We start from the raw sequence: 19,044 nt of genomic DNA, 5'->3' as shown, positions 1-19,044 counted from the left end.
GTCTCCCCCTCTCAACAACCATTATTTGAATAGCTTTTTTAATAGCTTAAAAATATCAAATGACGTTTTCTGATACACTTTGTTGTAAGCATACTTCTTAGGATTCCGTAACCATCCATACCCTCTTGGCATTTTCATACCAGCCCGATGTACTATCTGCCGTTTGATGCTAGTTCTTGCTGAGATTCTCTTCTTCAAGCTTGGCTTTCGCATTCCAAACTTCATTAGAACATCTCCTTAATTTTCAAATGGCACTCGGATTTCACCGGACATTATTTTCGGAATTAAAGTGTCACGAGTTCTGGATAGATTTAAATTTTCATTTCCATTCATTTGGATTAAATCTATTATAGGGCTTATGAGTGCATCGAACTTTCGAACTTTTTCTAGTCCAGGTGAGATTATTTTAAATCTATCTAAAAATGAGTTTATATCCAAATTCTTTATTCCAGTTGTCCCATTTTCAAATTGGAAGAACACATCCAATTCATATAACATCTTCCAATAAAAATAAAAATAATACATATACAAAGGATCTTCTAATGTGACCGCCCTACAAAAATTCGTACACACAAAATCTTCATCATATTTACTTAGCATCAAATCATTAATATAGGTAATCCGGCCAGTAGATTGTGTGGGCTTCCACCGGAAATCTCAATAACTAAATCACCTGAAGTAAGCTTTTTATTTTTATGGTTTTTTTCAATGATATACCTTTTAGGTAATGAGCCTTTCCTCCCTTCACTTACTTCTGGAATATCAGCTCCTCTAAGACAATATATAGCTTTTTTATAATTACCTTGTTCATTTTCCTTACCCCAGTCTCCACCGAGAACATTACTGGTAAAACTCCTAAATGTAGTTACTTCCCAACCCTTAGGAATCAATCCAAGCTCACTTTCAATCATTTGTCCTCCACTCGATTTATACGGTTTTCCTTCTTCATTAGGAAATTCAAAATCTACAAACCACTGCCTAAAAATCGTTTGTGCTATTTCTTCTAGCTTGCTGTTAATTTGTTTGTTTGTTTCAATTTTTTCATCTAGGGTTGATAGTACATTTACTATAGACTTTTGCTCTTCTATACTCGGCAAGGGAATTTCAAAAGTTTCTATCATTCCTTTTGTTAAAGCAGCACGTGTACCACCTGACTGGGCCCAGGATAACATTAACTCTTGCATATCCGAACTAACCAAGTAATATTTAAGGAAACTAGGAATCAATTGTTCATTATCAGCTCTTATTATTGAGACATGTTGATTTACACGTCCACCAATAAATTGATTAGGAACATTTGTACATCTAGCTACAGAATCACCTGTAATATTTAAGAGAATATCATCTTTTTTCAGTTCAACATTTGATAACTTTTTTGCTTGTTCTTCATCGATGTACACTAGTCCTGATGGATTAAATTCACAATTATATATATTTTGACTTCTAATAAAAGGGAGTCCAAACTCCTTATAGGATTTACTCCCACCCCTAGGAGTAGAACCACTCCCAATTTTCGTAGTAACTTCTATCAACTTTTTTTCTCCCATGTATCAGAACTCATACCCTATTCCCCCTAGATTTTTTCGAACCTTCTCTTGGAGATTTTGGGACTCAATGAATAACTCGCCTAACTCATTTGTCAATTGCTCCAACTTTTCATTATAGGAAACTCCTTCTTCTTTTACTCTTCCGATGCCTACAAATCGCCCAGGTGTTAAAACATAACCATTCTCCCGCACTTCATCAACTTTAACCGATTTACAGAAGCTTTGAACATCTTCATAACTTCCCTCTACATTTCGCCAATTATGATAAGTGTGAGCAATTCTATTAATTTCTTCTTCGCTTAACTCACGATGACGACGATCTACCATTGTCCCTAGATCACGAGCATCAATGAATAAAATTTCATTTTCTCGACCGCAAAATTGCCCGTGCTCTTTTTTATTTCGGCTCAAAATCCATAAAGAAACTGGTATCGGTGTCGAATAAAATAAATTACCTGGTAAAGATACTATTGCGTCAACTAGATCCGCTTCTATGAGATTCTTTCTAATTTCACCTTCATTTGAAGTATTAGAACTTAATGAGCCGTTCGCTAGTACAATACCAGCAGTACCATTGGGGGCAAGATGATAAACCATGTGTTGGAGCCATGCATAGTTTGCATTACTTGCAGGTGGCGTTCCATATTTCCAACGAACATCATCTGAAAGTTGATCGCCACCCCAATCACTAATATTAAAAGGTGGATTTGCTAGAATATAATCAGCTTTTAATGTTTTATGCTGGTCATCATGGAATGTATCTGCATGATGTTCCCCTATATTTCCTTCAAGTCCACGGATCGCTAGATTCATTTTGCATAGCTTCCATGTTGTTGAATTTAGTTCTTGTCCATATATTGAAAGATCACTAATTTCACCTTGGCGCTCTTCTACAAACTTTTCACTTTGTACGAACATTCCTCCACTACCACAACACGGGTCATAGATTCTTCCTTTATATGGCTCGATCATTTCAACTAATGTCTTAACTACGCTTGTAGGTGTGTAGAATTCTCCACCACCTTTGCCCTCAGCGCTTGCAAATTTCCCAAGAAAATATTCATATACACGACCAAGCAAATCCTTTTCACTTTTATCATGTAATCTAATTGTTGAAATCAAATCAATTAACTCTCCAAGGCGACGTTTATCTAATTCAGGTCTTGCGTATCGTTTATCTAAAACCCCTTTTAAACTCGGGTTCTCTTTTTCAATTTCAATCATTGCATCATCGATGTATTGTCCAATTTTTGAATCCTTAGCGTTATCTTTGATAAAACCCCATCTTGCATTTTTAGGAACCCAGAATATATTCTCGTATGTATATTCATCACGATCCTCCTCGAAGCCGTCCCCTTCTTCAAGAAGTTCATTATATTTTGTTTCAAATTTATCAGAAATGTACTTTAAGAATAGAAGCCCAAGAACAACGTGTTTATATTCCCCAGAGTCCATACTCCCTCTTAATTTATCTGCTGCTTTCCATAGTGTTTCTTCAAAGCCAATGTTCGCTGTTGCCATATACTTCGTCTCCTTCTCTAAAAGTTATTGTCATCAAGAACTTCAAAAAGCTCACTTTCAAACTCATCTTGTTCTGGTCCAGTTGAAACCCAGTCAGGTAAAACTTCAAAATAATGGGCCAAAGCCTCAATAGTTTTATGCAGGATGGCTTCGTGCTGCGATTTTTCAAGTAATTCAATAATCAATTTAAATGTATCTAAATTGGGGTGGTCATCTACTATCTCCATTGCCTGTTTAAATCTTGACACCAATTTTGCTTTTTCAATGTTTCTCTCGATGGTATTCATTTCTTCTTTGTCATAAACAGGTACTTCAACAATATCATTCACATCGCCAATTAAAAATTGCTGTTCATGATTTTTGATGACTGGTTTTAAATCTTGCTTTAATTTTTCTTTTTGAATCTCAAGCTTCTCTACATCTGATAATTCCTTTATGAAATATTCTTCCTCAACTCCAAAAATTTCTTTTAATGTTGGAAGATATTTTTTAGGAACGTTTTGTTTCCCTTTAATCCATAAGTTGATGTTTTGTTTTCGTATTCCTAGCCTTTCTGCCAGTTCCATGTGTTGCATATTGTGTAAGTTTAGAATATATTCCAGTCCAATCAATGAACCACATCCCTATACTGATAAATCTTTTACTATTTTAGTGTATTTCATTTTATTGTCTGAGTCAATAAAAATTCCCTTTCTTTTGGAAATAACTTTTTCGCAAAACTAGCTAACCAACTTAATCTTCATTTTATTCCGCGTAAAAGTAAGACCCCGGGGGTCAAAAAATCCCCCGAACGATTAGTCCGAGGGAACATAAAACACACTTCTATATTTACCTAAAATCCACTAAACCTATTAATACCAAGCTATTTCAACTCTATCAACACCACGCACTCCACATGTGTCGTACAAGGAAACATATCCACCGGCTGCACTTCCACCGTTTTATATCCGCCGTCCTCCAATATCCTTAAATCACGCGCTAATGTGGCTGGATTACATGACACATATACAACCTTCTTCGGCTTCATTTCAATGATTGTATTTAATAAGGCTTCATCGCAGCCTTTTCGTGGCGGATCCACCACTAATACTTCTGCTTGATTTCCTTCTTCATACCATTTAGGGATGACGACCTCCGCTTCACCTACCGCAAAATCAGCATTGGTAATCCCATTCAATTCAGCATTTCGCTTGGCATCCTCAATCGCTTCTGGAACGACCTCAACTCCAAATACCTTCTTCGCCTTTTGGGCCAAAAATAAAGAAATGGTTCCAATTCCACAATAAGCATCAATAACAGACTCTTCACCACTCAATTTGGCATATTCCAAGGCCTTATCATAAAGGACTTTCGTTTGAACCGGATTGACCTGGTAAAAGGATAACGCTGAAATCGCAAATCTCACGTCTCCTATAAAGTCATATATGACCTCATTCCCCCAAAGAACCTTTGTTTTATCACCTAAAATAACATTTGTTCGTTTTGAATTAATGTTATGGATAATGGATTTGATGTGTGGCAGACGTGCTGTTATTTTTTCAATGATTTGATTTTTATGAGGAAGATCTGTTGTTCTTGTAATGATGACAACCATGAGCTCCCCTGTGTTATTGCCGTAACGAGCCATGATATGGCGCAATACACCTGTATGTGATTCCTCATTATATGCAGGAACACCTAAGTCATCACAGATTTCCTTTACCGCTTGAATCGCCTCATTGATTTCTGGCAGATGAATGAGGCTTTCATCCGTATCAACAATCTCATGACTCCTTGGTTTAAAAAATCCTGAGATTAACTTCCCATCCCTTTCACCTACCGGAACCTGTGCCTTATTGCGATAATGCCATGGATTTTCCATCCCGATAATTGGATGAACCTTTACATCCCCAAGCTTTCCGATCCGCTTCAGCACCTGTTCCACTTGATTTTGTTTATAGGCCAACTGTCCCTCGTAGCTTATATGCTGAAGCTGGCAGCCTCCGTATTTATGTGCCTCTGAGGGATTCACTTCCACTCTATATGGACTCTTTTCATAGATTTCAATTAATTTGCCAAATCCATAGCCCTTATTCACCTTAATGACCTTAATATTTGCCTTTTCTCCTGGCAGTCCCCCAGGTACAAAAAGCGGATATCCTTCTATTTTCGTCACACCGGCTCCATCATGGGTCAAATCTTCAAAATTCACATCTATGTATTGATTTTTTTGAACGGGTAATGTTCTACTCATCATTAACTTCCTTTTCTTCATAATTCCAATCCCTTAACTAGCAAGATTGTATCATACTATCACCGGGAAAAGAAAATGCCTATTTATAGATATCCGCGATAGATTTCATATATCCGCGATTTTTGGAATATATCCGCGATTTTTACGATTTATCCGCGATTTTTACGATTTATCCGCGATGGGCTACTACTCTGAAGGGGAAACCAGGATAAGCTCAAAGCAAAAAAACCACCAAAGTATCAACACGAAAATAATAGGTGTCAATCAGGCAGGAATAATAATCCGTCCCAATGCTCCTACAAAGAAACTAGGGGAAACTTGGAAGCAGAGAACCGTCCCCTTGCTTCGACAAAATAAAAAGGCCCACCCTCCAACCAGTTGCCTAATGCTTGGAAAGGTAGGCTTTTCTTATTGTTCAGCTGCTGCATTCTGAACCCATTCTTCCGGTAAATCTTCCTTACGAATTTTATCTAAGGGAACAAACACCTCTAAATGACGATATAAATTCACAAATTCTGCTGGTAATAATCCCCCGAATTCTCCGTCCAGATTTAACTGAACTTTTTCTTCTGAGGTAACCTTAATTCGATTCGCCTGAGTGTATATGACATTTGAATCATTGACATGTTCCCCACGAAGAGCTAGTGTTGCTACACGAATAAATTCAGCTAGATTCACCTTTTTTAAAATTAATAAGGAAAATAAACCATCATTAACTGATGAATCTGGGGCAAGCTTCTCGAAACCTCCAACTGAGTTGGTTAATCCCACTAGAAACATCATAGCTTCGCCTTCAAAAAGCTTCCCATCATACTCGATTTTCAGGTCGGATGCACGAATTGACGGAAGCATTTCAATTCCTTTTAAATAATAAGCTAGTTGACCAATCATTGTTTTTAACTTGCTTGGTACTTCATATGTAAGCTCTGTTAGGCGTCCTCCACCAGCTATATTAATGAAATATTTATCGTTGATTCTACCAATATCGACAGGAATTGTTTCCCCATTGGCAATCACATCTGCAGCCTTTAATATATCCCGTGGTATGTGTAATGCCCTTGCAAAATCATTTGTTGTACCGACTGGAATAACCCCTAGCTTCGGGCGAAATTCCTGTTCCGCTAATCCATTGACCACTTCATTGATTGTTCCGTCTCCACCAGCAGCTACTACAAGATCATATCTTCGTTCTACAGCTATTCTTGCAGCTTCGGTTGCATCTCCTGCGCCTGTCGTTGCATGGCAAGATGTTTCATACCCGGCAATCTCCAGCTTTTCCAACACATCAGGAAGATTCTTTTTAAAGATTTCCCGACCAGAAGTTGGATTATAAATTATTCTTGCTCTTTTCATTCCCATCCATCCTATTAAAAAGATAAATTTTTCCCATTACGCAAACAAGCTTCATCTGTATATCACCTTTTCCATAATAACTCAAAAGATGAAGACAAAGCAATTTTTGACATATTTCTTTCTTATTAGTATATGATTCTTTGAACCTCTTCCACTAATTCCTTCATTAGGTTTTTCACTGACGATTCCTTGGCCAAACGCAATCCTTGACCAGCCCACAATGACATAAATTCATTATTATTTAGATTCGCTGCCTGCCTCCTTAGCCTGTTTGTTAATTGATTCTGAATAGGGTAAGGCAGAATATGCTTATGCTCCTGGTCCATATCTGATATAAACTGATTATTAATCCCCCTTGCAAGTTTTCCAGAAAAAGCTTTTGTTAATCTTGTTTGATCCTCCGTTGCTTGCAAAATAGTTTCTTTATAAACAGGATGCGCCCCACTTTCATTACAGCATAAAAATGCAGTCCCTAGCTGAACGGCTTCTGCTCCGAGCACAAGAGAGGCAGCAATCCCTCTTGCGTCCATGATTCCTCCGGCAGCTATGATTGGTACTCTGATATGATCTGCTATTTGTGGAAGCAAAGCCATTAATCCAACAAATCCACTCTCTTCAGAATGAAATGTCCCCCTGTGCCCACCAGCCTCTACCCCTTGGACTACTATAAGATCCATACCAACAGCCTCTAATTCGACTGCCTCCTCAACATTTGTGGCAGTCCCTATTACGGTGCAGCCATTGTTCTTCAATTCCTTAATAATGCCTGGATCTGGGATTCCAAAGGTAAAGCTACAGATAGGAACCCTCCCCCGTAACACTTCCTCAATTTGTTGATAAAATAACTCCTCCGTTTCTTGGTCGCTGTATATGAAATCACTTTTCTGATCTTCTAGCTGGAGTACATTATGAAATCGAGAAAGAATCTCTTCCATCTTTTCTACTTGTCCTGGATGTATTGAAAGCTCTCTTTCAGGAACAAAGAGATTTATTCCAAAGGGCTTATTTGTCATCCCTTTTATCTTTTCAATTTCTTTTCTAATTTCCTTTGGGTTTAAATATCCTGCCCCTAAATTACCTAGTCCCCCACAATTGGAGGTTTCACTGACCAATTCTGCAGTAGTAATTCCACCTGCCATTGGCGCCTGAAAGATAGGAAATTCTATACCAAGTTTCGTTGTCACCTTATTTTGATTCCAGCTCACTAGCCAACACCTACTCCTTCAATCATTTCATGACCTTTTCCCCTATATCTTTCTTTTTTCATTAGGAAAACCCCTCTATTTTTTTCATTTTTTATATGATAAACAGAACCAAACTTTACCTCCCTATATAAACCATAAATCCTAAAATATACCAATAAAATAAATTATTATTCTAAAAATTCTAAATTTAACTCTGATTAGCTATCGTCAATTGATTATATAAATGTTAGAATATTCAATATATATAATTAAAGCTATATTTGATAGTTTTTTAAAATAACAAAGGAGGAAAGAAGATGTCGAATGAGTTTTACCAGCTCCTTGCAATAGGCATTTATATTGCTGGTATGCTCCTCATTGGTTGGTATGCCTATAAAAAAACAAGTAATCTATCCGACTTCATGCTAGGTGGCCGTGCATTAGGTCCTGCTGTAACTGCATTAAGTGCCGGAGCTGCAGACATGAGCGGCTGGCTCTTAATGGGACTACCGGGTGGGGTTTATGTAAGTGGTTTAGCCGATGCCTGGATCGCCATTGGTTTAACCCTTGGCGCATATGCAAACTGGTTATTTGTTGCACCGCGTTTACGTTCCTATACACAGGTAGCCAATGACTCAATTACCATCCCAGCATACCTAGAAAACCGGTTTAAGGATCATACAAAACTATTAAGAATGGTTTCAGGAATGGTCATTTTAGTATTTTTCACTTTTTATGTTTCTTCAGGAATGGTTTCAGGGGCAGTGTTCTTTGAAAGTTCCTTCGATTTAAACTATCACACAGGATTATTGATTGTGGCTAGTGTTGTCGTTCTGTATACACTCTTCGGAGGATTTTTAGCCGTAAGCTATACGGATTTCATCCAGGGGTTGATGATGGTCATCGCCCTCCTTTTAGTTCCAATCATCGGTATTTTTCACACTGGTGGCCCAAAGGAAACTTTTGATACCGTTAGATTAGTGAATCCTGACTTCCTCGACTTCTTTAAAGGGACAACGGCTATTGGGATTATCTCTGCATTGGCTTGGGGACTTGGATATTTTGGTCAACCTCATATTATTGTTCGCTTCATGGCCATTACTTCTGTAAAAGAGACTAAAAATGCCCGCCGTATTGGGATGAGCTGGATGATTTTCTCACTTCTCGGTACTGTTTTTACTGCATTAATTGGGATTGCCTTTTTCAAAAAGAATACAGAGTTTACTCTCTCCAATCCGGAGGCTGTATTTATTGAACTTGGGCAAATATTATTCCATCCGTTATTTGCTGGTTTTCTACTTGCGGCCGTTCTTGCAGCAATCATGAGCACCATTTCTTCACAGCTAATCGTTACCTCAAGTGCATTAACGGAGGATATTTACAAAATGTTGTTCCGTAAAAATGCTACAGACAAGGAATACGTCCTCTTTGGGCGAATGGCTGTTTTAGTCGTCTCTATCATCGCCGCTGTCCTTGCTTGGGAACAAAATAGCACCATTCTTGATTTAGTGGCGTATGCGTGGGCAGGTTTCGGTGCCTCATTCGGTCCAATCATTCTACTCAGCCTTTATTGGAGAAAAATGACAAACTGGGGTGCTGTTTCAGGTATGATTGCCGGTGCAGTAACTGTTATTGTTTGGAGTAATCTAACGAAGGCTGGTACAATTCCTTTCGAATTGTATGAAATTGTTCCTGGTTTCATCGTGAATTTTATCATCTCAGTCATCATTAGTTTATTAACCTTCAGACATAATGATGATGTTGAAAATGAGTTCAATGAAAGTATCCGATTAATAAAGGAAGGGAATTAGTTTTCAAACATTGGTTTTTCACATCATCTTTCAAAGTTTTATTCCACTCGACAAACAACAAGTTTATCATTGAAAAATATTGTCTTTTCCTGAAAAGATATTTATCCTTTCCTGGGAAATATTGAATATTTCTGTCGAAAAAAAGGGCAATATCAGATTAATCCCTTTTGGATTTTCTGATATTGCCCTTCATTTTTTTATTATCTTTTTGCAATTTCCTGTTGAAGCAATTTATTTACTAATGGTGGGTTAGCTTGTCCCTTAGTAGCCTTCATAATTTGTCCCACTAAAAATCCAATAGCCTTCTGTTTACCGTTCTTGAAATCTTCAATGGATTGAGGATTTTGATCAAGAACTTGATCAATGATTGCTAATAAAGCACCTTCATCAGAAATTTGAACTAATCCTTTTTCTTTAACGATTTGTTCAGGATCTCCGCCATTTTCGATTAATTCCTTGAATACTTGCTTAGCTATTTTTGAAGAGATGGTTCCGTTCTCGATAAGTTTAATCATTCCTGCGAGACCTTGAGCAGTCAACGCAACATCTTCTAAAGTTTTTTGTTCAGCATTTAAATATGCTGATATATCCCCCATGACCCAGTTTGATGCAAGTTTAGCATCTGCTCCCGCCTGAACAGTATCTTCAAAGAAATCAGCCATTTCTCTTGTTACCGTTAAGACATTGGCATCATATTCTGGTAAACCCCATTCCTCAATATAACGTTTTTTCCTCTCATCAGGAAGTTCAGGGATTTCCGCTTTAATGCGTGCTTTCCAGGCTTCGTCTATGTAAATATCCAATAAGTCCGGCTCTGGGAAATAGCGATAATCATCAGATCCCTCTTTGACACGCATTAAAATCGTTGTATTCGTTGCTTCGTCATAGCGTCTTGTCTCCTGCTCAATTACTCCTCCTGAGCTTAATACTTCTCGCTGACGTTTTTCTTCATATTCAAGCCCTTTACGAACAAAGTTAAAGGAGTTTAAGTTTTTCAATTCCGTTTTTGTTCCAAACTCCTCTTGTCCAACTGGTCGAATGGAGATATTGGCATCACACCGAAGAGATCCTTCCTCCATTTTACAATCAGAGACTCCCGTATATTGGATGATAGATTTTAGCTTTTCTAAATACGCATATGCCTCATTAGGAGTTCGAATATCTGGCTCTGAAACGATTTCAATTAATGGTGTTCCTTGGCGATTATAATCACATAATGAATATCCATTTTCGTGATTTAATTTCCCGGCATCCTCTTCAAGATGGATTCTCGTAATCCCAATTCTTTTCTTATAGCCATCTACTTCAATATCAATCCATCCGTGCTCACCAATAGGCTTGTCAAATTGAGAAATTTGATAGGCCTTCGGATTATCCGGGTAAAAATAATTTTTACGATCAAATTTGGTAATTTCAGCAATCTGGCAATTCAATGCCATACATGCCTTCATTCCATAATCAACTACTTTTTTATTCAGTACTGGCAATACACCAGGGTATCCTAAATCAATCACACTTGTATTGGTATTTGGCTCTGCACCAAAGTGGTTTGGACTGGCAGAGAATATTTTAGAATCTGTTTTTAGCTCCACATGGACCTCAAGTCCAATAACCGTTTCATAGTTCATTTTTCCTCACCCCTTACAATTCTGGTTTTTGATTATGAAAGTCTGTTGCTTGTTCGAATGCATGTGCAACGCGATAAACTGTGCTTTCATCAAAATGCTTACCAATAATTTGTAATCCAAGTGGAAGTCCATTGGAGTAGCCACAAGGGATTGAAATTCCTGGGACACCTGCAAGGTTTACAGGGATTGTTAATATATCATTTGCGTACATGGTCAATGGATCATCAATATTTTCGCCAATTTTAAAGGCAGGTGTTGGTGTGGTTGGTCCCACAATGACATCATATTGGGCAAATACATCCTCAAAATCCTTTTTGATTAATGTCCGTACCTTTTGAGCCTTTTTGTAATAAGCATCATAATAACCTGAGCTTAAAGCAAATGTACCCAACATAATCCTTCTTTTTACTTCATCTCCAAACCCTTCAGCTCTTGAGTTCTTATATAGATCCATCAAGCTATTAGAATTTGGTGAACGATAACCATAACGAACTCCATCGAATCTTGAAAGGTTCGCTGAAGCCTCTGAAGAAGAAAGTAAATAATAAGTTGCCAACGCATATTTTGAATGGGGAAGAGAAACCTCCTCATAGGTTGCGCCTAGTTTTTCTAAAACGTTTAAAGCAGTATGAACGGATTGTCGTACTTCTTCTGCTACACCTTCACCTAAATATTCCTTTGGTACGGCAATACGCAGTCCCTTAATGTCACCTGTTAATGCACCGACAAAGCTTGGAACATCAATAGAAGCTGAAGTAGAATCCATTGGATCCAGTCCAGAAATAGCTTGTAGTAGGTAGGCATTATCTTCTACATTACGAGTAATTGGCCCGATTTGGTCTAAAGACGATGCAAATGCCACTAATCCAAAACGAGATACTCGTCCATATGTTGGCTTTAATCCAACCACACCACAGAAAGAAGCTGGTTGCCGAATGGATCCACCTGTATCAGAGCCCAAGGAAAAAGGAACTTCCCCTGCTGCAACCGATGCTGCGGAACCACCTGAAGATCCTCCCGGAACGGTTTCTAGGTTCCAAGGATTTTTCGTAAGCTGGAACCCTGAGTTCTCTGTAGAGGAGCCCATAGCAAATTCATCCATATTTAATTTCCCAATAGTAATAGTTTCTGCCTCCTGAAGCTTTTGCATCACCGTCGCATCGTAAATAGGATCAAAGTTTCCTAGAATCTTACTCGCACAGGTTGTACGTAAGCCTTTCGTTACAATATTGTCTTTTATCCCGATTGGCATTCCGAATAAAAGACCCTTAGATTCATCTGTTCCAAGCTTTTTATCTAATTCTTTTGCTGCATGACGTGCCTTTTCTTCATCCAATGTTAAGAATGCTTGTACTTTATCTTCTACCTCATTGATTCTTTTGTAGGATTCATCAACAAGGTCGGATACTGAAATCTCTTTCTTATGTAGAAGTTCATGTAATTCCGCCACTTTATGATCAAACAAACTCATTTTTTTCCCTCCTTATTCAATAATAGCCGGAACTTTAATTTGTCCATCTTTTTGATCAGGCGCATTCTTTAATACTTCTTCACGTGGCAATCCACTACCTGGAATATCCTCTCTCATGACATTTTTCATATCCAACACGTGGGATGTAGGTTCAACGTTGTCAGTGTCCACCTCATTAAGTAATTCAGCAAATGAGATAATTGCGTCTAATTGAGTAGTAAACTTTTGCGCTTCTTCTTCTGTAATCGCAAGCCTTGCTAAGTTTGCGACATGCTTCACCTGGTCGATTGAAATTCTTGACATTTCTCTCACCTCCAAAATATTCGAACAATCACACAATAATATTGATAATATCAAACTTTCACGCATTAAAGCAATATTATCAAAGGATAACTTGGACTAAAAATCCCTATTTCTTAAAATGTTATTTTTTTACTCAAAAAAATAGGACACATCGGATTTCCAGTGCCCTTCCTTCGAACTTGAGCAGATTATTTTTTGAACATCTTTGTAAATACGGAAAAAAGTCCGTTCCCCTCTTTTTGCTGACCGATGGAGCTTTCCTCCTTGTTTGATTGAGTCTCAGCGGTTTCTTTTACAAAAATATCTTCCTTATCAATCGCATAGTCATAGGCTAAAACTAGACCTAGCTCAGAATTATGCTCTTTATTATTGACCATCGTGTATTCCATGTTCCATTTACTTGCCAATTTTATATACTTTGAATGATAGCTGTAATCAATATTTCCATTTAATAAGAGTTGAGCTTTCTGATTTTCCTTCATGGCATTCTCCACCTCAGGGTATACCTTCTTGTCGCGAACCTGAGAGTTTGTTAACGCAATAACAACCCGTTCCCTAATGGTGCCAAGAAATTTCCTTCTCTCATCTGGTTTTGTTTCCTTCACCCCATGAATTCCCTGCTGTATATAATCATCTATGTTTGCTCTTTCCAAGCCAACTCCTCCTTGTCCTCAAAGTAATGATGCACCTGACTACTATTATGTATGTAGCATTATCTATAATAGTGCAATTTAACCTATTTTTGAAGGTGAAAAGATGGACATTCTGTTATAGATGATCCTATTAACGAAGGAATCCTAGCTTTATTCAATTATTGGTCAAAAAAATCCCCTCTCTTCACAAGGAAGAGAAGGGCTATTTAGGAGAAATATAGGGTGAAAAATCACGGTTTAATACAATTATTACTTATTAGCTGTAAACTGTGCTTCTTCAGTTGAACCTTTTAAAGCTGTAGTGGAAGAAGTTCCACCTGTGATAACCATTGAAACTTGATCGAAATATCCAGTACCCACCTCCCTTTGGTGACGAGTAGCTGTATAGCCATCTTTTTCACTTGCAAATTCTGCTTGTTGTAATTCAGAATAAGCTGCCATTCCACGATCTTTATATCCAAGAGCAAGATTGAACATGCTGTGGTTCAATGCATGGAATCCAGCAAGAGTAACGAATTGGAATTTGTATCCCATTTTTCCAAGTTCTTTTTGGAAGTTAGCGATTGTTTCATCATCAAGTTTAGCTTTCCAGTTAAATGATGGTGAGCAGTTGTATGCTAACAATTTGCCAGGGAATTTAGCATGGATTGCTTCTGCGAATTGTCTTGCTTCTTCAATATTTGGTTCTGAAGTTTCGCACCAAATCAAATCTGCATATGGAGCATATGCTAATCCACGAGCAATTGCTTGATCGATTCCTGCTTTCGTACGGAAGAATCCTTCTGGAGTACGTTCTCCTGTAATAAATGGAGCATCATACTCGTCAACATCACTTGTAATTAGATCTGCAGCGTTAGCATCAGTACGAGCAACTAGTACAGTTGGTGTTCCCATAACGTCAGCAGCAAGACGAGCAGCAATTAAGTTACGTACTGCAGTTTGAGTAGGAAGTAATACTTTACCACCTAAATGTCCACATTTCTTTTCTGAAGAAAGTTGGTCTTCGAAGTGAACACCTGAAGCACCAGCTTCAATCATGCCTTTCATTAATTCGAAACAGTTTAATTGTCCACCAAATCCAGCTTCAGCATCAGCAACGATTGGAGCGAACCAGTCGATAGAGTTATCTCCTTCACCATGTGAAATTTGGTCAGCACGTTGTAATGCTTGGTTAATACGTTTTACAACAGCTGGAACGCTGTTTGCAGGGTACAAGCTTTGGTCTGGATACATATTTCCTGAAAGGTTAGCATCCGCCGCAACTTGCCATCCGCTTAAGTAAATTGCTTTAAGACCAGCTTTAACTTGTTGTACAGCTTGGTTACCAGTTAACGCACCTAATGCATTAACGAAGTCTTCTTCATTTACAAGCTTCCAAAGCTTTTCTGCTCCACGACGAGCAAGAGTATATTCAATATCAATAGATCCACGAAGTTTGATAACATCCTCAGCAGTGTAAGGTCTTGTTACACCTTTCCAACGTTCATCCATTTCCCAGCTTTCTTGCAATTGTTGAATTCTTTCATCTGCCATTTAATAAAACTCCCTTCCCTTTTTCCTATTAAAATAGAAATCTATAAAAATATTAAAAACACACAAACCCCATTAAAGAAAAATAATCCATAAAAAAAGCTTTTCTCTGTTTAGTTTTGTTTTTTGAGCCGGCTCGTTTGTTATAATACACATTTAAAACTCCCATTTGTATTGTATAACAGAAAAAATAAAAAGAAAAGCCCTTTTTTAAATTTTTCTGAAATTTTATTTTTAAAAGTGTAGCATCATTATTTTTGTAATGAAAAAGCTTGTTTTGGAAGCGTTTTCAATTATTGTTTAATTTTGACCTCTCCTGTTATTACTGGAAATTTATTCCCTTAATATAATAATGTGACCTTCCCTTTTCTTAATGATGAAGGGATTTTACCATGATATCAGAAGTTCATTTTTAATACTTTTTATTGATAGTTTGTATTTAACTTCAGCTTATTTATTTTTTCTCTATAGTAATGCTGAATCTTTGTAGTATTGGCATTTTTTCGGTCAAAATAAAAAGTGGATGGCCTGAATATCGAAGCCATCCTCCATTTCTATTTAATACATTTCTGATGTAGTTTTTGCTTGCATATGGAGAAGTAAATAATCTGGGCCGCCTGCTTTAGAGTCTGTTCCAGACATATTAAAGCCGCCAAATGGCTGGTAGCCTACAATTGCACCAGTACATCCACGATTAAAGTAGAGATTACCAACATGGAAATCCTCACGAGCCTGTTCCATATGGCTGCGGTTGCTTGTTATCACTGCACCAGTTAAACCATACTCTGTGTTATTGGCAATTTCTAAGGCATGATCAAAATCCTTTGCCTTCGTAAATCCAACAACTGGTCCGAAAATTTCTTCCTGCATAATACGAGCATCAGGAGAGAGATCCGCAATAATGGTTGGCTGAATAAAGAAGCCTTTAGAGCTGTCTCCTTCACCACCAGCAACAATTCTTCCCTCTTGTTTGCCTATTTCTATATAACTCATAATCTTATCAAATGCCGCTTTGTCATTTACTGGACCGACTGAGATATTTTGTTCTTCTGGATCTCCTACAATTAGTCCTTTAGTTAATTCAACAGCACGATTTAGTACTTGATCATATACATCCTCTACAATAACTGCACGAGAGCAAGCAGAACATTTTTGACCAGAGAATCCAAAGGCAGATGCAACAATAGATTGGGCTGCCAATTCAAGGTCAGCTTCCTTATCTACAACAATTGTATCCTTGCCACCCATTTCGGCAATGACCCGTTTAATCCAAATCTGTCCATCATTTAGTTTGGACGCACGTTCATTAATTCTTAAGCCAACGTCGCGTGATCCAGTGAAGGAAATAAAACGTGTATCTTTATGATCTACTAAGTAGTCTCCAACTTCTGCCCCGCTACCTGGGACAAAATTCAAGACACCCGCTGGGAGGCCAGCTTCTTCCATTATTTCAACAAATTTTGCCGCAACCACCGGTGTAGTGGATGCTGGTTTTAATAGAACAGTGTTTCCAGCAACAATAGCTGCTACAGTTGTGCCTGCCATAATAGCAAGTGGGAAATTCCATGGAGAAATAATAATTCCTACCCCCAATGGAATGTAATCATATCGGTTAAATTCATTTGGGCGGCTTTGTACAGGCACCCCATCTTTTAATCTTAACATTTGACGTCCGTAATACTCTAAAAAATCAATTGCTTCAGCTGTGTCGGCATCCGCTTCACGCCATGACTTTCCTGCTTCCTTTGTCATTAAAGCAGAAAACTCATGCTTACGGCGACGAAGAATGGCTGCCGCCTTAAATAACACATCTGCACGCATTTCTGGTTTTGCTTTTTTCCATGTTTTGAACGCTTCCACAGCGACTTTCATTGCTTTTTCAGCTAAGTCACGATTTGCCTTTGAAACACGTCCAATCACTTCTTCTTTGTTTGAGGGATTGATAGAGACGATTTTTTCCTCTGTGGAGATATGCTCTCCACCGATGACCAAATCATAATCCTTACCTAAATAGCTCTTTACAGTTTTTAGGCCTAAAAGATAGCCTTGACGTTCATTTTCATTTGAAAAGTCTGTTAATGGCTCATGCTTGTATGGTTGGACCATTTTACCGCCTCCTATGTATAGTTGTACACATAAATAATTTTATCATGATTTCTTAAGTCCCTACAATTGTAAGACCAACAATTTCATATATTTGTATGATTATTAATTTTCTGTAAAAATAAGCTGCTCACAGCTTTTTGGAAATTCCTTACTATATGGTGTGGTGCCTATGGTTGTGCATAGCACAATGCGAGAGTTCCAGTATCAAGAAGTACTTTTGTCTCGGGAAGCATCGGTGTTAGGAGGAAGCACCTGTGAAGAATGAATTATGTGACAGGCACCATTTAATAAGGCACTGGTGACATGTACTTTGCGAAAAAAAGCTTATCGCGGATAAAATGTCGGTTTCCGCGGATATATCGGAAAAATCGCGGATATATCGGAAAAATCGCGGATATTTTTAAAAAATCGCGGATTTATCAAAATAATCGCGGATATCTGTTTTTATGAGGGGGTGCAAAGAAAAAAGCTCGCCAATCGGCGAGCCTTCATACAAGGACAGGACCTGTTCCATACGGTAACGGCCACTTTTTATTGATAAATGTGAACAAATGGTTCATCTTGTTTAGCTTTTCTAACAATTAATGCCTCTGGGCCATTAACTGAAGTAATGCTTACTTGGACCGTGATATAGTTTGGAAAATACTCCATGACTAGTCCAGCAATATATTGGGTAAAGCCGACCGCCTCTGTTTTTCCATAAAATTGAATGGGAATATCTATGTTCAGTTGTTGAAGCTGGTTATCTACATAGAATCCCTTCCCAATAATCCCATTGAAATTTGGAAAATAATTCTCTACGTCTTGTTTAAAATTCTTAAAGGCTGTGTCGTTTTCACGATACTTCTCTTTTGAAGTGTCGGACGGGAATAGTACATATTGCTCCTTTACCTTTTCCCAATCATCAATGCTTGAGCTGCCTTTAGGTACATGTGCATAGGCAAAGAAATTACCTGGCACAACGGATGATCTCTCTTGCTGTTCAAAAAGCGCAATGGTAATCGGAACATTTCTTAATCTCTTCATCCCTCTTAATCGCTTAATTACTTCAGAAGCAATTTTCTTACCTTCTTTTTCAACCTTATTATGATCAATTTCCTTCTCGTACGTTGGACCATACTTTTCTGTTTGATAATAGTAAACAGAATTTAAGGCAAGGCCTATCACAACACCGCCTAAGCTGACAGTTCCCTTTTTATTCTTTACGAGATAATTATGTTCTAAGATATGAGCTAAATAGATTGGGTATTTTTCATTGCTTGCCTTTGAACTGCTTTTACCTGGATTTAGTGGGTTTAACCCAATATTTTCAGATGACTTTAATCCCTCATCCTTTAATTGTGACGCTGTAAACTTACGGTTTAACCATAAGCTTACTGTATTTTTATCAAGATATTGTCCCTCTTGAAATAGATACGTATCCGGGTCAAAGTTGTTTTGCGCGAGCCGCATTAGACCAGTTTCAAATTCACTTAAGTCATATCTCGAATCAATATTGTTGACGACTAACCCTCTGGCTTCTGAGGGCTCAAACGGCAATATGGTTTGATAGTATTTATCTGATACCTTATATTTTGGAATAATCGCTTTCTTCTGGGTATTGTTTTCTTCTTGAACTACCTCATCCTGTTTTTGAAAGTTAGGAGCACAGGCAGTCAAGAGGAGTACAAGCGCAATAGCGATCATTGAGAGCTTTCTCACTAC

Annotated in this window: 16 protein-coding genes; 1 reads left to right on the top strand and 15 read right to left on the bottom strand. The window is 37.9% G+C overall.

Translation table 11 applies throughout. The features are described from left to right. Window positions 1-21 precede the first annotated feature (21 nt). The 8 genes from BQ6100_RS00495 to BQ6100_RS00460 form a co-directional block, all read right to left on the bottom strand. On the bottom strand, window positions 22-225 hold the full coding sequence (locus tag BQ6100_RS00495; RefSeq protein WP_075979888.1) for a hypothetical protein: 204 nt from the start codon (window positions 223-225) through the stop codon (window positions 22-24). A 12-nt stretch (window positions 226-237) separates the two neighbouring features. Next, window positions 238-600, bottom strand: coding sequence for a restriction endonuclease subunit S domain-containing protein (locus BQ6100_RS00490; RefSeq protein WP_159433111.1), 363 nt, complete (start codon window positions 598-600; stop codon window positions 238-240). Continuing rightward, window positions 600-1,547 (bottom strand): restriction endonuclease subunit S, encoded by a 948-nt coding sequence (locus tag BQ6100_RS00485; RefSeq protein WP_075979886.1) that lies wholly within the window; start codon window positions 1,545-1,547, stop codon window positions 600-602. The genes BQ6100_RS00490 and BQ6100_RS00485 overlap by 1 nt, the downstream gene beginning before the upstream one ends. Before the next feature lie 3 nt (window positions 1,548-1,550). Next, window positions 1,551-3,068 carry a class I SAM-dependent DNA methyltransferase gene (locus BQ6100_RS00480; protein WP_075979885.1) on the bottom strand — a complete coding sequence of 506 codons (1,518 nt, stop codon included), beginning with the start codon at window positions 3,066-3,068 and terminating at the stop codon, window positions 1,551-1,553. Window positions 3,069-3,085: 17 nt separating this feature from the next. Beyond that, window positions 3,086-3,634 carry a helix-turn-helix domain-containing protein gene (locus tag BQ6100_RS00475; RefSeq protein ID WP_235816460.1) on the bottom strand — a complete coding sequence of 183 codons (549 nt, stop codon included), beginning with the start codon at window positions 3,632-3,634 and terminating at the stop codon, window positions 3,086-3,088. 296 nt (window positions 3,635-3,930) lie between these two features. Further along, on the bottom strand, window positions 3,931-5,301 hold the full coding sequence (gene rlmD / locus BQ6100_RS00470) for a 23S rRNA (uracil(1939)-C(5))-methyltransferase RlmD (protein WP_075983380.1): 1,371 nt from the start codon (window positions 5,299-5,301) through the stop codon (window positions 3,931-3,933). Window positions 5,302-5,709: 408 nt separating this feature from the next. Continuing rightward, on the bottom strand, window positions 5,710-6,654 hold the full coding sequence (locus BQ6100_RS00465; RefSeq protein ID WP_075979883.1) for a diacylglycerol kinase: 945 nt from the start codon (window positions 6,652-6,654) through the stop codon (window positions 5,710-5,712). 125 nt (window positions 6,655-6,779) lie between these two features. Beyond that, window positions 6,780-7,859, bottom strand: coding sequence for a nitronate monooxygenase (locus tag BQ6100_RS00460; RefSeq protein WP_075979882.1), 1,080 nt, complete (start codon window positions 7,857-7,859; stop codon window positions 6,780-6,782). 296 nt (window positions 7,860-8,155) lie between these two features. Between BQ6100_RS00460 and putP the strand changes: the two genes are divergently transcribed. Further along, window positions 8,156-9,649, top strand: coding sequence for a sodium/proline symporter PutP (gene putP, locus BQ6100_RS00455; protein WP_075979881.1), 1,494 nt, complete (start codon window positions 8,156-8,158; stop codon window positions 9,647-9,649). 200 nt (window positions 9,650-9,849) lie between these two features. On the opposite strand, the gene gatB is transcribed toward putP, so the two are convergent. The 7 genes from gatB to BQ6100_RS00420 all read right to left on the bottom strand — a co-directional run bounded on the left by gatB (window position 9,850) and on the right by BQ6100_RS00420 (window position 19,041). Beyond that, a complete protein-coding gene (gene gatB / locus BQ6100_RS00450) occupies window positions 9,850-11,277 on the bottom strand; it encodes an Asp-tRNA(Asn)/Glu-tRNA(Gln) amidotransferase subunit GatB (protein WP_075979880.1) in 1,428 nt (475 codons plus the stop codon). 13 nt (window positions 11,278-11,290) lie between these two features. After that, window positions 11,291-12,748 (bottom strand): Asp-tRNA(Asn)/Glu-tRNA(Gln) amidotransferase subunit GatA, encoded by a 1,458-nt coding sequence (gene gatA, locus BQ6100_RS00445; RefSeq protein ID WP_075979879.1) that lies wholly within the window; start codon window positions 12,746-12,748, stop codon window positions 11,291-11,293. 12 nt (window positions 12,749-12,760) lie between these two features. Further along, window positions 12,761-13,051, bottom strand: a complete 291-nt coding sequence (gatC, locus tag BQ6100_RS00440; RefSeq protein ID WP_075979878.1) for an Asp-tRNA(Asn)/Glu-tRNA(Gln) amidotransferase subunit GatC — start codon at window positions 13,049-13,051, stop codon at window positions 12,761-12,763. A 188-nt stretch (window positions 13,052-13,239) separates the two neighbouring features. After that, a complete protein-coding gene (locus BQ6100_RS00435) occupies window positions 13,240-13,704 on the bottom strand; it encodes a YueI family protein (RefSeq protein WP_075979877.1) in 465 nt (154 codons plus the stop codon). 249 nt (window positions 13,705-13,953) lie between these two features. Next, window positions 13,954-15,237 (bottom strand): isocitrate lyase, encoded by a 1,284-nt coding sequence (aceA, locus tag BQ6100_RS00430; RefSeq protein ID WP_075979876.1) that lies wholly within the window; start codon window positions 15,235-15,237, stop codon window positions 13,954-13,956. Between the two features lie 555 nt (window positions 15,238-15,792). After that, window positions 15,793-17,340: an L-glutamate gamma-semialdehyde dehydrogenase gene (gene pruA, locus BQ6100_RS00425; protein ID WP_075979875.1), complete on the bottom strand. Its 1,548-nt coding sequence runs from the start codon at window positions 17,338-17,340 to the stop codon at window positions 15,793-15,795. A 531-nt stretch (window positions 17,341-17,871) separates the two neighbouring features. Then, window positions 17,872-19,041: a CamS family sex pheromone protein gene (locus BQ6100_RS00420; RefSeq protein WP_075979874.1), complete on the bottom strand. Its 1,170-nt coding sequence runs from the start codon at window positions 19,039-19,041 to the stop codon at window positions 17,872-17,874. Window positions 19,042-19,044 lie beyond the last annotated feature (3 nt).

Source organism: Bacillus massilinigeriensis, from assembly GCF_900117315.1.
GTDB classification, from domain to species: domain Bacteria; phylum Bacillota; class Bacilli; order Bacillales; family Cytobacillaceae; genus Bacillus_BE; species Bacillus_BE massilionigeriensis.
Note: the sequence above shows the minus strand (reverse complement) of the source record. Positions and strands in the feature narration are given on the sequence as shown.

Coding starts and splice junctions, on each gene's coding strand:
- BQ6100_RS00495 (WP_075979888.1), bottom strand. CDS start 225: ATGAAGTTTGGAATGCGAAAGCCAAGCTTGAAGAAGAGAATCTCAGCA.
- BQ6100_RS00490 (WP_159433111.1), bottom strand. CDS start 600: ATGCTAAGTAAATATGATGAAGATTTTGTGTGTACGAATTTTTGTAGG.
- BQ6100_RS00485 (WP_075979886.1), bottom strand. CDS start 1,547: ATGGGAGAAAAAAAGTTGATAGAAGTTACTACGAAAATTGGGAGTGGT.
- BQ6100_RS00480 (WP_075979885.1), bottom strand. CDS start 3,068: ATGGCAACAGCGAACATTGGCTTTGAAGAAACACTATGGAAAGCAGCA.
- BQ6100_RS00475 (WP_235816460.1), bottom strand. CDS start 3,634: ATGGAACTGGCAGAAAGGCTAGGAATACGAAAACAAAACATCAACTTA.
- rlmD (WP_075983380.1), bottom strand. CDS start 5,301: ATGAGTAGAACATTACCCGTTCAAAAAAATCAATACATAGATGTGAAT.
- BQ6100_RS00465 (WP_075979883.1), bottom strand. CDS start 6,654: ATGAAAAGAGCAAGAATAATTTATAATCCAACTTCTGGTCGGGAAATC.
- putP (WP_075979881.1), top strand. CDS start 8,156: ATGTCGAATGAGTTTTACCAGCTCCTTGCAATAGGCATTTATATTGCT.
- gatB (WP_075979880.1), bottom strand. CDS start 11,277: ATGAACTATGAAACGGTTATTGGACTTGAGGTCCATGTGGAGCTAAAA.
- gatA (WP_075979879.1), bottom strand. CDS start 12,748: ATGAGTTTGTTTGATCATAAAGTGGCGGAATTACATGAACTTCTACAT.
- gatC (WP_075979878.1), bottom strand. CDS start 13,051: ATGTCAAGAATTTCAATCGACCAGGTGAAGCATGTCGCAAACTTAGCA.
- aceA (WP_075979876.1), bottom strand. CDS start 15,237: ATGGCAGATGAAAGAATTCAACAATTGCAAGAAAGCTGGGAAATGGAT.
- pruA (WP_075979875.1), bottom strand. CDS start 17,340: ATGGTCCAACCATACAAGCATGAGCCATTAACAGACTTTTCAAATGAA.